The 14,068-nt window shown below is 70.9% G+C and carries 14 protein-coding genes; 6 read left to right on the top strand and 8 right to left on the bottom strand.

The features are described 5' to 3' along the window. Nucleotides 1-649, bottom strand: a 649-nt coding sequence (locus FM051_RS48370) for an eCIS core domain-containing protein (protein ID WP_238413219.1), incomplete at its 3' end; no start/stop codon positions are given. Nucleotides 650-757: 108 nt separating this feature from the next. Between FM051_RS48370 and FM051_RS48365 the strand changes: the two genes are divergently transcribed. From FM051_RS48365 to FM051_RS48345, 5 genes are all read left to right on the top strand, one after another. Continuing rightward, the gene (locus tag FM051_RS48365) at nt 758-1,051 is read left to right on the top strand and encodes a hypothetical protein (protein ID WP_158854531.1); all 294 of its coding nucleotides are present in this window, start codon (nt 758-760) and stop codon (nt 1,049-1,051) included. A 549-nt stretch (nt 1,052-1,600) separates the two neighbouring features. Further along, nucleotides 1,601-1,975 (top strand): hypothetical protein, encoded by a 375-nt coding sequence (locus FM051_RS48360; RefSeq protein ID WP_158854529.1) that lies wholly within the window; start codon nt 1,601-1,603, stop codon nt 1,973-1,975. A gap of 625 nt (nt 1,976-2,600) precedes the next feature. Then, the gene (locus FM051_RS48355; protein WP_158854527.1) at nt 2,601-2,840 is read left to right on the top strand and encodes a hypothetical protein; all 240 of its coding nucleotides are present in this window, start codon (nt 2,601-2,603) and stop codon (nt 2,838-2,840) included. A gap of 506 nt (nt 2,841-3,346) precedes the next feature. Continuing rightward, on the top strand, nt 3,347-4,486 hold the full coding sequence (locus tag FM051_RS48350; RefSeq protein WP_158854525.1) for an XRE family transcriptional regulator: 1,140 nt from the start codon (nt 3,347-3,349) through the stop codon (nt 4,484-4,486). Continuing rightward, complete coding sequence (locus FM051_RS48345; RefSeq protein WP_158854523.1) at nt 4,483-5,013, top strand: flavoprotein; 531 nt, start codon at nt 4,483-4,485, stop codon at nt 5,011-5,013. The genes FM051_RS48350 and FM051_RS48345 overlap by 4 nt, the downstream gene beginning before the upstream one ends. 426 nt (nt 5,014-5,439) lie before the next feature. On the opposite strand, the gene FM051_RS48340 is transcribed toward FM051_RS48345, so the two are convergent. The 7 genes from FM051_RS48340 to FM051_RS48310 form a co-directional block, all read right to left on the bottom strand. Continuing rightward, complete coding sequence (locus tag FM051_RS48340) at nt 5,440-6,303, bottom strand: tetratricopeptide repeat protein (RefSeq protein ID WP_158854521.1); 864 nt, start codon at nt 6,301-6,303, stop codon at nt 5,440-5,442. Nucleotides 6,304-6,366: 63 nt separating this feature from the next. Then, on the bottom strand, nt 6,367-7,224 hold the full coding sequence (locus tag FM051_RS48335; RefSeq protein ID WP_158854519.1) for a helix-turn-helix domain-containing protein: 858 nt from the start codon (nt 7,222-7,224) through the stop codon (nt 6,367-6,369). 281 nt (nt 7,225-7,505) lie between these two features. Continuing rightward, nucleotides 7,506-8,240: an AAA family ATPase gene (locus tag FM051_RS48330; RefSeq protein WP_158854517.1), complete on the bottom strand. Its 735-nt coding sequence runs from the start codon at nt 8,238-8,240 to the stop codon at nt 7,506-7,508. Then, nucleotides 8,237-8,863 carry a 3'-5' exonuclease gene (locus FM051_RS48325; RefSeq protein WP_158854515.1) on the bottom strand — a complete coding sequence of 209 codons (627 nt, stop codon included), beginning with the start codon at nt 8,861-8,863 and terminating at the stop codon, nt 8,237-8,239. The genes FM051_RS48330 and FM051_RS48325 overlap by 4 nt, the downstream gene beginning before the upstream one ends. Further along, nucleotides 8,860-9,099: a hypothetical protein gene (locus tag FM051_RS48320; protein WP_158854513.1), complete on the bottom strand. Its 240-nt coding sequence runs from the start codon at nt 9,097-9,099 to the stop codon at nt 8,860-8,862. The genes FM051_RS48325 and FM051_RS48320 overlap by 4 nt, the downstream gene beginning before the upstream one ends. Next, on the bottom strand, nt 9,093-9,929 hold the full coding sequence (locus FM051_RS52815) for an integrase core domain-containing protein (protein WP_238413218.1): 837 nt from the start codon (nt 9,927-9,929) through the stop codon (nt 9,093-9,095). Before FM051_RS52815 ends, FM051_RS48320 begins: the two co-directional genes overlap by 7 nt. 500 nt (nt 9,930-10,429) lie before the next feature. Then, on the bottom strand, nt 10,430-10,999 hold the full coding sequence (locus tag FM051_RS48310) for a hypothetical protein (protein ID WP_158854511.1): 570 nt from the start codon (nt 10,997-10,999) through the stop codon (nt 10,430-10,432). Between the two features lie 163 nt (nt 11,000-11,162). Between FM051_RS48310 and FM051_RS48305 the strand changes: the two genes are divergently transcribed. Beyond that, on the top strand, nt 11,163-13,943 hold the full coding sequence (locus FM051_RS48305; protein WP_158854509.1) for an AfsR/SARP family transcriptional regulator: 2,781 nt from the start codon (nt 11,163-11,165) through the stop codon (nt 13,941-13,943). Nucleotides 13,944-14,068 lie beyond the last annotated feature (125 nt).

Here is a 14,068-nt window from a genome sequence, read left to right as displayed (position 1 = left end):
TCATCGTCATCCGCTGGACGACCGGGGTGCGCTGGACGGAGTGGTCGTGGCCGGTGTGCGGGTCGGTGGTGTGGTCGTGGCCGTGGTGGTCGCCGCCGTGTGCGGTCGGGGTGGGGCCGGCCATGACGCGGCGGGCGTTGGCCTCGGCCGCGCGTTCATAGGCGTCGCCGGGGTCGGAGACCGACACGCCGTCGCCCGTCGGGGTGGCCGGGACGGGACCACTGCGCTGCTGGATGACGTGGGTCAGCTCGTGGGCGAGGGTGTGCCGGTCGCCGCCTCCGGCGCCGACCACGACGTGGTTGCCGGAGGTGTAGGCATGGGCACCGAGTTCGGTCGCGGAACGGCGGGCGGCGGCGTCGGTGTGCACGCGGACGTCGGAGAAGTCGGCGCCGAGCCTGGCTTCCATCTCGGTGCGGACCGGGGTGTCGAGCGGTCGGCCGGCGGAGCGCAGGACGTCGTGCACGGCGGATCGCTGCACGGCGGATCGCTGCACGGCGGGCGCACCGAACATCCTGGCGACGGCGGCGTTGCCGATGCTGCGTTGCAGCGCGAGCAGTGCCGCCGGGCCGGTGGGCACGTGGGCGGTGTCGAGGGGTTCGTGGGTCTGCGGTGGCGTGGTGGCCTGCTGCGGCTTGTCGTGGTCGTGCACGGTCGGCCTCCTGTGGCGGGGTCGTGGGCGCCGACCACCTGCCTACCGCCCCGCGGCGGGTGGCCGGCAGGCCGCACGGGCCACATGCGGGTGACGCGAACTGCCCGGATGTACCCCGGCACGTCGAGGAACGCAGCACCAGCGGAAGACGGGGGCCAGACGACGCCACAGCGCACGCGGGAAGGCCATCACGCCCTCGGCGGCGAGCACCCGCAGGGCGACGTGCTCGGCGCCGGCGGCGACATGCTCGTCCACCGGCGCCTGATCGCCCCCTCGTCACCCCGGGCGATCAGGGCGTCGAACAGCCTGGTCGCCCACCCGCGTGACGTCGTCGGCGGCGAACCCCAGCCGCAGTACGTTGTCGGCGTTGCGCCTGCCGACAACCCCATCCACGCAGGCTGAAGGCGTACGGAGCAAAGGACTCGAAGTGCTTGTGGGTGCGGTCGCGGTCCGCAGTGACGTGGACTGGCACGGCATGATGACCAGTCGTGGTGCTCCGACTGGCTTACCTGGGCATGACCAACGCGTACGCGCTACTGCGCCTGCTGCTCAGGAGTGATCGAGACAGGACGTGGAGATCCTGGCGTTGCGACACCAGATCGCTGTCCTGGAACGCCAACTGGGCAGGACCCGACCGCAGTCCTCCCGAAGCGACCGGGCGTTCCTCGCAACGCCGCCGCACCGCACGCGCTGACGTCGGACGCGCGGCACGAGACCAGCCAGCTCTTCGTTCCCGTGCTGCGGGCACGAAGAGCTGGGTGGGTCGGGCGCGGCGGCCGGCTCATCCACCGGGGCTGCTCGCCGGCGACCACGTGAACGTGGCGAGGGCGTGACCCTGTGCTTGTCGAAAATGCCGTCCGTGCAGGTCAGGCCGCGTGGTGGTACTCGTTGAGGATGCCGCCCAGCCGGTGCTGTCTGCGGACGTCGAGGTGGGTGAGACCTGCTTGATCGGTGGCCGGTTTGCTGGTTCCGGATCAGTGTGCGGTCGAGGAGTTCGTGGCGGCAGGTCTGGAGCCGGCGCTCCATGATCGCGTTCATCCGCGGGATCCGGACACCGCCGAGGACGACCTGGATGCCCGCGTCGGCGAGGACGGTGTCGAACAGGGCGGGTACTTCCCGTCCCGGTCGCGGATCAGGAATCGCGGGCCTGCCCTCGTCTTCGAGGTCCATGACCAGGTTCTTCGCGGCCTGAACCACCCACAAAGCGGTCGGATATGCGGTGGCACCCAGGATCCTGATCCGGCGGCTGCTGTGTTCGATGACCGCGAGCACGTACAGGCGGGTGCCGCTCAAGGTGGAGGTCTCGAAGAAGTCGCAGGCCAGTAGCGCGCTGGCCTGGGTGCGGAGGAATGTCGACCAGGTGGTGGCGGTGCGCTTGGCCGCCGGATCGATTCCGGCCTCCTCGAGGAGCTGCCAGACCGTTGACGCGGCGACTTTGATGCCGAGTACGAGCAGTTGGCCGTGGATGCGGCGGTAGCCCCACGTGGGATTCTCCCGTGCCAGGCGCAGCACCAGGAGCCGGATCGAGCGCACGGTCCGTGGTCGGCCGGGCCGCTTGGGGCGGGATCTGGCCACGTGGCGTCGTGCGAGGAGGTCCCGGTGCCGGCGCAGCACCGTCTCCGGACGCACCGGCAGCCGGAACGACGAAGCGCCTTGGTCGGAAGCCGGTGCAGCAGTGCTGCGAGGAACGCCCGGTCGCCGGGGGAGAACTGCGGCCGAGTGTCGCCCAGTTGGCGCTCCAGGACGGTGATCTGGTGTCGTAACGCCAGAATCTCCGCGTCCTTGTCCTGATTGCTCACGGGCAGCAGGCGCAGTAACGCGAAGGCGTTGGTCACGGCGAGGTAAGCCAGTCGGAGCGGCATGGCCAGCCATCATGCCGTGCTGGTCGACGACACTGCGGGATCACGACGGCTTCCAGTCAGTGGTTCGACAGCCCTTGTCACCTGCATGGATGAGGTTGTCGGCAGGCACAAGGCTCACCGAGTTGGTCCAGCAGGCCGCCCCTCGCACCCCGGCCCTGCCCGGCGTCGGCGCGGTTCACGCCGCCCAGATGCTGACCACGGCGGGCCAGTCTTCCCCGCGCGAGCGGGGGTGGCCCGAGGCCGGTGACTGGGTCGGCCTGGCCGAACTCGTCTTCCCCGCGCGAGCGGGGGTGGCCCCTCGTCTTCGTGGTGGTGCCAGGGGTCGGTGAGGTCTTCCCCGCGAGCGGGGGTGGTCCGCGTCCAGCGGCACCCACGACGGGGCGTCGTGCGACCGGGGTCCCCATTCATCAGCAGGCCGACCAGCCGCCGATCGTCTTTCCCGACATGCCTACCGCGCTGAATAGCATCGCTCGCCATCTCCACCCAAAAGGGCCCGATCATAGGCGTGGCGACCGCCCAGGATCGGCTTGGCGCTGGGCAGACGGCAAGACGGTTGTCAGAGGCGGTCGCGGTCCGGGACCGTACGGTTCGGACCAGCTACGATTACCCACGGTAAGCCGATTTCCGAACGCATCGTCCCCTGGCCTCACCGGAGCCGACTGTGATCGAGGATGAACCACCAGCAGGCAGTGACGGGGCTGCGGCGCGGCTGGCCCGGGAGATCAGGGATCGGCGAGACGCTGCGGGCCTGAGCCAACCGCAACTGGCAAAGCGGATCGGTTAAACCCGCCAGTATGTGTCTCTGGCTGAGCGGTACAGCCACAACCTGCCTTCCGTGGAACTCGTCAATGCGCTCGACAAGGCCCTCGGCGCGGAAGGCGCCCTGATCGCGCTGCGCGAGCAGGCACGGCGGGAACAGCGGATGCTTCGGCGATCAGCCGGTGCTCATCACCCGTCCGACGTGCCGAAGGCAGCACCCCGTCCGGACCACGCCAGCCCGTCACGCACCGCGGAGCTCAAGTCCGATGTGGCGGCGCTCCGTCAGGCTTTCGACGGTTCGTTCGTTCCGACGGCGTCGTTCGATCTCGCGTCCCGCCCGGGTGGTGCCCGGTACGCGACAGCGCTCGTGGAGGGTCTGCACCGGGATTACCAAGCTGCTCGCTACGCCGAGGTCGCGCAAACGCTGCCCAGCGTGGTCGACACGGTCGCCGCGCTGGCAGGAGGCAGCACCGGTGAGCCACGCCGTCGGGCGTCGAGTCTTCAGTGCCAGGTCGCGGTCGTCGCGGCGAAGCTGGCGACGAAGCTCGGCGACGGCGTCACCGCCTACGCGGCGGCCGAACGGGCGCGGATGGCCGCGGAGGAGGCCGAGCACCCGTTCGGTCAGGCGGCTGCGGCCTACCAGTTGACCTGCGCGCTGCTGCGGCTCGGCGGCGCCGACGAAGCGGAACTCAACGCGGTCGACCGCGCCGCGACCATGACCGGTCAGGATCCGCACAGCGTCACCTGGCGGGGTGCGCTGACGCTGATCAGCGCGGTGATCGCCGCCCGCCGAGGTGATCCTGTCGAGGCCAGTCGTCGCCTGGACCAGGCGGAACGGCTGGGCGGTGACGGCAACATCGGCTTCACCGCGTTCGGGCCGACCAACGTGCGGATCCACCGAGCCGCGGTCGCGGTGTCCGCCGGTGATCCGCACGGGGTGCTCGCCGTCGGCGAACAACTCGACGTCACCGCTCTCCCGCCCGGCCTGCACGGCAGGCAGGGCCAGTTCCATCTCGACAGCGCGTGGGCGCACACCCGGCTTGGCGAAGACCCGCTCGCCGTCATCCATCTGCTGGAGTCCGAACGAGTCGCCCCACAACTCGTCCGAACTCACCGCACCGCACGAACACTGGTGCACGACCTGATGCGACGCGAACGCCGCCACGCCGTACCTGGTCTCCGCAGTCTGGCCCACCGGATCGGTGTCCTCGCATGACCGAACACCAGCGATGGGTCTACGTAGTGGCCGCGGCCGCACCACCGGTGCTCCGCATCGAAGAACTCATCACGCTGCTGGACGCCGAGCGCTGGCGGGTGTGCGTGATCGCGACACCGACCGCGGCGACCTGGATCGACCTCGGACAACTGGCCGACCGGACCGGCTGCCTCACCCGGACCACCGCGCAACCGCCCGGTCAACAGGAATCGCTGCCGCGCGCGGACGCGGTGATCGCCGCGCCGATGACGTTCAACTCGATCAACAAGTGGGCGGGCGGCATCAGCGACTCACTCGCCCTGGGCGTGCTCAACGAGCTGATCTCGACCGACGTACCGATCATCGCGGCGCCCTGCGTCAAGCCGCTACTGCGTCGGCATCCTTCGTACGCCCCCAGCGTCAAGACACTCAGCGCAGCCGGAGTCACCCTCCTCGACCCGGATTCCGTGACCACACGAGCCGAGGACGGGTTAGCCACGTTCGACTGGAAGATGATCACCACGGCCCTGACGAACCACGCCCGATGAAGCGGCGAGACCACGCGGACATCTACACCCGACGAACTGAACACGTACCGGTGACACAACCTGTGCTGCAGCACCTCCCAGATCGAAGGCCACTGAGACTCAAACCGATGCCAAAACAGCGCCTCGCCCCCTAAAGTAGCCGGTCAAGAAGTGTCTTCCCCGCGCGAGCGGGGGTGGTCCACATCCTGCTGGGGACTCCGGAGGATATCGCCAGGTCTGCGTTTCCGGTGTGCTGCCGCTGATCAAGCAAAACCGGCCTGCCGTGCAGGTGGATCAGGTCTGTGCGAGTCGATACCACGATGGGACCGATGGAGCGGCGTGATCCGGTGTCAGGCCGGCAAGGGTGTCCGCAAAGGCCTCGGACACGTGTGAACGCTCATCGCTCGTGTCGGTGCTCGTCCGGTGGAGTCTTGTTGCCGCGGCCCGTCATGCCCGTCGCGTGGTTCGACGATCGTCTGGCGAGCCGGGCGGGGCCGTGTCCGCCTCGTCGTGTGCGGTGGGATTACCGAAGTGCGGCTGCCGGGTGTCCGCGACGAGGTGGCGCACGCGGTCGGCGGTGGTGGTGTCGAGACCGATGGCCAGGGCGAGGGCGCGGTTGAGCGCGCGGTGGGCGGTGGTGTGGTTGTCGGACAGCCACAGTGCGCGGCCGAGTCGGGCCAGGCATTCGGCGCGCGCGGCGGTGTCGGGCGCGTGTTCGAACGCTTTGTCGGCGCGGGTGAGGTAGCCGATCGCCGAGTCGTGCCTGCCGGCTTCGATCATCAGCGTGCCGAGGTGGGTCAGGGTGTGGGCGATGCCGGCCTGGTGGTGGTGCAGTAGGTAGGTCTCCAGGGTTTCGTCGGCGCAGTCGATGACCTTGTGCGGGCGGCCTTGGGCGCGGTAGGTGTCGGCCAGGTCGTGCAGCGCCGCGGCGGTGGCGTCGGGGTCGTCGTCGCGGAGCCGGTGGATCGCCAGTTCGCGCATGCCCTGCACGGCGGCGAGCCGGAGAAGCCCTCGGCCGCGCAGGGATCGCGCGGCGCGGCGGAAGGCCGTCGCCAGGAGCAGGGACGTGGGCAGGACGGCGGCCAGCCCGGTGCCGACGTCGCACAGCCGGTGGATCCACGCCTGGTCCGTGTCGGCGGGGACCGCCGGCCATACCTCGGCCAGCAGGGCCACCGCCGTCTCCGGTTCGCCCGTCACCGCGTGCAGGGTCGCCAGGACACGGTCCGGGGCGAGCCGGGCGCGGCCCTCGTGGTCGTGGGTGCCCCGCAGGTCCCGACGCAACCGCGAGGCCGCGCGCCTGGCGTCACTCACCCGGGTGCCCGTCCCGGCACCGCGAGTCGTGGGGCAGCCGGCGGGACGGGCGCGGAGGTCGCATCAGCCCGCCTCCCGGTCGTAGACGTCGGCCCACCGGGCGAACACCTCACGGGACCGGGCCGGGGACAGGGCCAGCGAGTCGAACTGCCGCATCTTCGCCTCGTAGCGGACCACCGCCTGCGGATCGTCCTGGAACACCGTCACCGTGTCGGTCTCCACATACGCCAACGACCTGACCGGAGCGGCGAACGTCAGCACCGCCGCCGGCCGCGCGAGAGCCGGCACGAACCCCGCGGACGCCGGGACCAGACGCGGGGTGAACCGCGTCCACCCGCACATCAACGTCAACCGCAACATCTGGTCCCGCATCACCGCAGGGCCTCCCACCAGCGAACGCAACGCCGCCTCGTGCACGTACAGCACCGTGTCCGGGTGCCCGAAGCCCCGCAGCCCGTCCTGCCTGGCGATCCGGACCCGGACAAGCTCCCCGTCACCGGTCAGGGCACGGGCGTAGTCCTCGGTCTGGGCCAGACTCGGCACCGTCAGCGGCTCGTAGACCGTGATGGACCGCGCCACCCGCTCGTGCAGCGACAGCGCGACCAGCGTGTCCGGGGCGTCGCCGTGGGGCCGGAGGAAACTGCCGGTGTCGGGCTCGGTGGCGATGGCCAGGATCCGGTCACGGGTCGGCTTGTCGGCACCCAACCGCCCGATCAGACTGCCGATCTCCCACGGACTGGTCCCCCGACTCCCGGTCTCCAGCTTGGACAACTTCCCCAACGACCAACCCAGAGCCTCGGCGACGAACCCGGACGACAACCTCGCCCGGTGCCGGATCCGACGCAGTTCCTCGCCGAGTTCACGGCTGCGGGCAGTGCTCAACCGCGACGGGGCGGTGGTGGTCTTCTCGTCGGTCTCCATCGGCTTCCCTCAGGTATCGGATACGGCCGGCGCGGGCACTCCGGGGGTTGCGCGCCCGCACCGGCCGCACATGTCCGGCCCGGTGTGCGGCCCGGCCGGTGGTCAGGTGGAAATTCGTTCCCTACAACAAAGGTCGTGGTGGCCAGGCGGGCAAGCCGAACTCGGCAACCACCCGCGCGGCGGGCTTCGGCAGACGGCCGTCGTACACGGACGATGACGACGCCAGGCCGGGCAGCTCCACAGCCCGGTCGCCCAGCTCATCTGCTTGATCAGGCGCGCCGTCAAGCGTGGTCGGCCCACGGCCGAGCGAGAGGCGGACGGCGTCGTCGAGCCGTGCGCCCGCTATGCCCCGACAGGCACAGGAAAGAGCTTCGTCCACAGTGGAGCAGGTCGTCGGGGTCACGGTGGGGTGCCCTCGCTTCCGGAGAGCCTGCCGAGGGTGAAGTCGAGGGCGTCGTGAAGCGCCTGGTCGTGGCCGTCGGAGGGCAGTAGTCGGTGGGGCAGGCCGAGATCGCGCAGGACGCTGCCGACGTGGTGGTCGGCCAGTTCCCTGAACGTGGTGTCGGGGTCGCGGGTTTGCTCTCGCCGAGAGGGGTATCGGGGTCGAGGGTGGTGCGGTAGAGCAGGTCGTAGTGGGTGCTGTGGTCGCGGACGATGGCTTCGAGTCGCGCCCACACACGCGGGTCGGGGTGCTCGCCGCGGTGGGCGAGGGCGGCGCGGTAGTAGCCCAGCGCGTCGGGGACGGCACGGTCGACCAGGACGACGTCGGCGTGCAGCCAGGCTTCGAGTTCGTTGCTGATGCCCCTGGTGATGATCCACAGGGTGGAGGCCCAGGTGTGGTTGCGCAGAATCGGCAGCCCGACGCGTTGGGCCTGTTCGCCCAGGTCGGCGACCGTGGACACCTGGACCTGCTCACGTCGTAGTTCGTGGGCGAGTCGGGCGAGGAAGGTGCTCTTGCCGGTCGAGTGGGTGCCCAGCACCGCGACCACGACCGGCTTCTCGACCTCGGCGGTCACCACAGCCCGTCCCCCGGTTCCCGCTCGGGCAGGAAGGCGGTGAGTGCGGCGGCGTGCACCAGGCCGTCCCAGTCCAACCCGGACTCGTCCAACAGGGCACGCAGGAGTTGCCAGGCGCACCAGGTGTCGTAGCCGGTGCGGTGCGGTCGCCGTCCGCCGATGCCAGTGGTGTCCAGCCCGGTGTGGACGACGAGTGCGTCCAGGCCGTAGCCGGGCAGTCCGGGCCGGACGTGCCTGGCGAGTTTGAGCGTGTCCAGCACCATCGGTGGTTGCCATCCCGGCAGGTGCGCGCCGAGGACCCGGTACTCGGTGCTCGCGTCGTGCGCGACCAGGGTCCGGCCGGTCAGCAACGGCTGCACTTCGCGGGCCACGCCGTACCACGGCGGTTTGCGCTCGACGTCCTCGTTACCGATGCCGTGGATCCGGTGGGCGATCGGGGTGATGGGCATGGCGGGCCGCACCAGCCAGGTGCGCAGATCGTGTCCGGTGACCGGTCCGGCCGGTCCGTCGACGGGCAGGACAGCGATCTCGACGATCTGCGGCGGCTGGGCGCCGTTGCCCTCCACGTCGACCACCGCCAGGGGGTGGCCTTCCAGTACGGTGGACAGCGGGACGGCGGTCATGACGCCTCCAGGGTGGTGGGCCAGCCGATGTCGGCACGACCGTGACGGCGCGGGTGGTGCGGCTTGGTCACGTCGTGCACCTGGAACCCGAGACTGTGCTGCATCAGGTAACGCGCCTGCTCGTCCAACCCGTCCACCACCACCGCACGGCCGGTGACCGCGACCAACTTGCCGCCCAACTCCCCCGCCATCGCGGCGACCGCCTCGGGGGCCTGTGGGGTGCCAGAAGTCAGCATTGATGCTCTGACCTCCGCGTTAGGCTGCCGCAGGTTCGTACTCGTTGATCAGGCCGCCGAGGACTGGTCGGCGGCGTACGGACGTGTGGTTCGTCTGCGGGATCGGGTGGTCCGGTCGTGGTGGTGTGAGTTGTCGTGCTCGAGGGGCGACGGTGGTTGTAGTGGGACACGTAGCGGTCCAGCACTGATCGCAGGTGGTGCTCGTTGACGATGAGCAACCAGTCCGCGACTTCGCGTCTGACTGTGCCGACGAACCGCTCGGTACAGCAGTTCGCTCGCGGACTCCGTGGCGGGGTCTTCACGACCTCGATGCCGGCATCGGCGACGACGGTGTCGAACGAGGTGGTGAACTGTCCGGCCCGGTCGTCGAGGTCCATGAGCAGGTTGCGGGCTTGTTGGGTGGTCCAGGGTCCGTCGGGATTGGTGGTGGTGCCGAGGATGTGGACGTAGCGGGTGGCGACCTCCATCACGAAGAACACGTGGACGCGCTTGAGGGTGACGGCGCAGTCGACGTGGAAGAAGTCGCAGGCCGGCATGCCGGCGGCCTGGGCACGCAGGAACCGTCGCCAGAGGTGCCGCTGTTCAGGGTCCGGTGCGGGCGGCATTCGAGGCGCTTGAGCACGCGGCGGATGGTCGATGCGGCCACTCGGTGCCCCAGCTTGAGCAGCCCGCCCTGGATCCTGCGGTAGCCCCGGGTGGTGTTCTCCCTCGCCATCCGCTCGATCAAGGCCACCACGGTGTCGCCGACCGGCGGGCACCCGGTTCGGGTGGGTCCACTTCCTTGCGACCCTCAAACGGGTCCACGTGTTCTTCGCAATGGAGGTAGCCACCCGCTACGTCCACATTCTCGGCACCACCACCAACCCAGCCGAGCCGCACGTCGGTACGCCGACAACCCGTCCTCGGCGGCCTGATCAACGAGTACGAACCCGCGGTGGCCTAACACGCAGATCAGAGCCACTGCGCCGACTATTGGAACCCCACACGCCCAGGTAGGCCAGTCGGAGCAGCACGACCGGCCATCATGCCGTGCTGATCAATCACAGGGCGGGATCACGGCCGCTTCCATGTGCTGTGCCTACAGCCCCGTCACCTGCGGGGATGGCATTTTCGGCAGGCACAACGTCACCGGGTGGAACTGGACCTACGCGGGGCGAGGAGCTGTGCTCGTCGGCCGCGATCGCCACCTGGCTGTGCGGTCACGTCGTGAAGGACGCCGGCAACTCCTCCTACTGCGCCTACGACTGGTACGGCGAGGGTGCCCGGACCCGTCGTCGCCGACGAAGCCCAGGCACCCTCCGCCCGCTTCCGGGCTCGTGCGTCGAGGCGTTTAGCAGTTCACGCCGACGGGAGGCGTCTCGGTCTTGAACGAGATCGAGGGCGGTGAGTACCCGGGCGGCGCGAAGAAGGTGTGCCGCCCGACGGCCACCCAGTACGCCAGGCGACCCTGGCAGATGTCGTAGGCGGTCGACGGCATGGGACCCGCGACGTTGAAGCCGACGGCGAGCGAGCCGATGCCGGTCTGGGTGTAGCCGTAGCCCTCCAGGTACCGCCACAGCTCGGCTTGCGCGCGGATCTGGGCGACGGGCGCGGTGCAGGAGCTGCGGGACTTGCCCGTGACGGCGCTCGGGGTGCCGCTGGAGTTGTGCGGGTAGTCCGTGGCCCCGGTGCAGGTGATCACGTCCATGGTGCCCAGGCCGTTGGGCTTGCTGAACACGATCGGGTCGTTGCCGGTCCTGATCCGGCCCGCGTCGGGCAGTCCGACGCGGGTGTTGGCGGCCTCCGCCAAGGTGGTGGGCGCCGCAGCGGCTGCGGTCGGTGCCATCGTGAGCGTGGCGACGGCCACCGTGGTCAGCGCTGTCGCCAGTGCCGCCACCAGTCGTCGGTGTCGAACCCTCATGTGGAATACCTCCGGTGGGATCGGGTGCGAACAGGGCGCACGCTCCTCCGGCGGACTGGACGCAGATTGGACGGCGACTGGAATCCGGCCGCGCGTCACCGGATCCGACCGTTGCCGCGGTCGAACGGCCCGTGCCAGCATGGCCGTGACATGGAGGTGGCGGTTGCGCGTCCAGGTTCTCGGTCCGGTTCGGGCCTGGCGTGACGGTCGGGAACTCGACCTCGGTCCGGCCGGCAGGCGCGCGGTGCTCGGCCTGCTCGCCCTGTCCGGTGGCCGGGTGGTGCCGCGGGCGGACCTGGTCGACGCGCTGTGGGGCGAACGGCCGCCGCCCAGCGCCACCAACGTCATCCAGACCCACGTCAAGCACCTGCGGCGGTTGTTCGACCCCGAGCGGCACCGCTACGCGCGCAGCACCAGCATCCCCATCGTCGGCGACGGCTACGCGTTGCGCATCCCGGCCGACGAGGTCGACGTGGACCGGTTCCGCGACCTGGTGTCGGCCGCCGGGAAGACGGGCGTCGCCGAGGAGGCCGCCGGGCTCATGGGCGAGGCGCTCGGGCTGTGGCAGGGGCGGCCGTTCGCCGACCACCCCGGGCTCACCGGCCACGCCAAGGTCGTCGCCCTGCTCGGCGAACGGCGCAACGCGCTGCTGGCCTACGCCGAGACCATGATCGGGCTCGGCCGGGCGGTGGACCTGCTGCCGCTGCTCGCCGAGCACGCTGCCGACCACCCGTTGGACGAGGCGGTGCAGGCCCTTCTCGTGCGATCCTACGCGGCGGCTGGTCGACGGGCCGACGCGTTCGCCGTGTACGACAGCGCTCGGCGGGTGCTGCGGGAGGAACTGGCAATCGGGCCGGGAGCCGAACTGGTCGACGCGCACGCGGCGTTGCTCGTCGAACCACCGACGAGCCGCAAGTCCCACCGCGCCGGTCCGGTGCCGGCCCAACTGCCCGCGAACGCGCCCGGTTTCGCCGGTCGCGCAACGGAACTGGCCATCCTCGACGGGCTGCTCGCCGAGCGCGACCCGACGGCGACGGCCGTCATCGCGGTGTGCGGCACGGCCGGGGTCGGCAAGACCGCCCTGGCCGTCCACTGGGGACACCGGCTGCGCGTCGGGTTCCCGGACGGGCAGTTGTACGTGAACCTGCGCGGCTACGAGGCCGGCCAGCCGGTGTCCACCGCCGACGTGCTGAGCAGGTTCCTGGAGGCGCTGGGTGTCGCCGGCTCCGACATCCCGGTCGACGTGGACGCCCGAGCCGCCCGGTACCGGACCGAGGTCGCCGACCGGCGGCTGCTGATCGTGCTGGACAACGCGTCGGCGGTCGAGCAGGTGCGCCTGCTGCTGCCCGGCGCGCCGTCCTGCGTCGTCGTGGTGACCAGCCGGGACAGCCTCGTGAGCCTGGTCGCGGTGCACGGCGCGCGGCGGCTGGACCTCAAACCCCTGCGGCGGGACGACGCGATCGCGTTGCTGCGCGCGCTGATCGGTGAACGGGTGCGCGCCGAGTCGGCCGCGGTCGCCGAACTCGCCGAGCAGTGCGCGTTCCTGCCGCTGCCGTTGCGGGTCGCCGCGGAACTCGTCGTCAGCCGGCCGGGGACCGAGCTGGCCGAGCTGGTCCGGGAACTCGGCGACCGGCAGCGGCGGCTGCGGTTGCTCGACGGCGGCGGTGACGACCGGGCGGCCGTGCGTGAGGTGCTCTCCTGGTCCTACAAGCACCTCCCGGCCGACGCCGCACGGCTGTTCCGCCGCCTGGGCGGGCACCCAGGCCGGGATTTCGACGCGGCCTGCGCCGTCGCGCTCGGCGACCTCGACCCGGACACCGCGGGCCGGCTGCTCGACGTCCTCGTCCGGGCACACCTGGTCGATCGCGGCCGGACCGGGCGCTACGGCATGCACGACCTGCTCCGCGCCTACGCCGTCGACCTGGCCGCGCAGGACCGGCCAGCCGAGCGGTCCGCTGCGCTCGACCGGCTGTTGGACCATTACCTGACGTCCACCGCCGCGGCGATGGACGTCGTCTACCCGGGCGGGCGGCCGACCACCGGCGTGGCGCCACCGGTGGCCGACCCGGCCCGGATGCGCGCCTGGCTCGATGCCGAACGGCCCAACCTGACCGACCTCTGCGCGTTCGCCGCCGAGCATGGCCGGCCGGAGCACGCGATGCGCCTGGCCGAGGTGCTGTACCGCTACCTCGAAGCCGGGTACCACTCTGAGGCGCTCGTCGTGCACACCAACGGTTTGCGCGCGGCGCGGCAGATCGGCGACCGGGATGGCGAGGCGCGGGCGTTGACCAACCTCGGCGCGGTGCACCGGCTGCTCGGCCGCTACGGTCCGGCGGCGGCCCGGCTGCGCCGGTCGCTGCGCCTGCACCGCGACCGGGCCGACCGGCACGGCGAGGCACGCACGCTGTCGCACCTGGGGATCGTCGAGGACCGGCTCGGGGACACCGACGCCGCCGTCGGGTACCTCCAGCAGGCGCTCGCGCGGTACCGCGAGCTGGACGACCGGCACGGCACGGCCGCCGTGCTGACCAACCTCGGCACCGTGCATAGCCAGGCGGGCGACCACGCCGCAGCCGCCGAGGCGCTGACCTCGGGGCGGGCGCTGTTCCGCGAACTCGGCGACCGCGCCGGCGAGGCGAGCGCGTTGACCAACCTGGGCGAGGCGGACATGTACCTGGGCCGGCACACCGCCGCCGCAGCGCACCTGCACGAGGCGCTCGCCCACTTCCGAGACCTGGGCCACCGCTACGGGCAGGCCGCGGCACTGTCCAACCTGGGCCAGGTCTACGTCCGCCTGCACCGCCCCGAGGAGGCCATCGCGGTGCACGAGGAGGCGCTGGCGATCTTCCGGGCAACCGGCCACCGGTACGGCGAGGCCAACACGCTCAACGGGCTGGCCGAAGCCCTGCACGCCGCCGGTCGCCCCGGCGCACCCGCCGCTTAGAACTCCTAACTCAATGACAAGTTGCGCAGGCGGCGCCAGCAGATGATGCCGCAGGCCAGGCTCAGGAACGCTTCGTGGATGTCGTCCCGGATCTCCCACCTGACCCGCAGTCGGCGGAACCAGTG

The organism is Saccharothrix deserti (genome assembly GCF_009769385.1).
Lineage (GTDB): Bacteria > Actinomycetota > Actinomycetes > Mycobacteriales > Pseudonocardiaceae > Actinosynnema > Actinosynnema deserti.
This window is presented reverse-complemented; position numbering and strand designations above follow the sequence as displayed.

Bases quoted from the DNA above. Each gene is read 5' to 3' on its own strand.
- FM051_RS48310 (WP_158854511.1), bottom strand. From the start codon at position 10,999: ATGAGGGTTCGACACCGACGACTGGTGGCGGCACTGGCGACAGCGCTG.
- FM051_RS48335 (WP_158854519.1), bottom strand. From the start codon at position 7,224: ATGGAGACCGACGAGAAGACCACCACCGCCCCGTCGCGGTTGAGCACT.
- FM051_RS48365 (WP_158854531.1), top strand. From the start codon at position 758: ATGTACCCCGGCACGTCGAGGAACGCAGCACCAGCGGAAGACGGGGGC.
- FM051_RS48320 (WP_158854513.1), bottom strand. From the start codon at position 9,099: ATGCTGACTTCTGGCACCCCACAGGCCCCCGAGGCGGTCGCCGCGATG.
- FM051_RS48325 (WP_158854515.1), bottom strand. From the start codon at position 8,863: ATGACCGCCGTCCCGCTGTCCACCGTACTGGAAGGCCACCCCCTGGCG.
- FM051_RS48345 (WP_158854523.1), top strand. From the start codon at position 4,483: ATGACCGAACACCAGCGATGGGTCTACGTAGTGGCCGCGGCCGCACCA.
- FM051_RS48355 (WP_158854527.1), top strand. From the start codon at position 2,601: ATGAGGTTGTCGGCAGGCACAAGGCTCACCGAGTTGGTCCAGCAGGCC.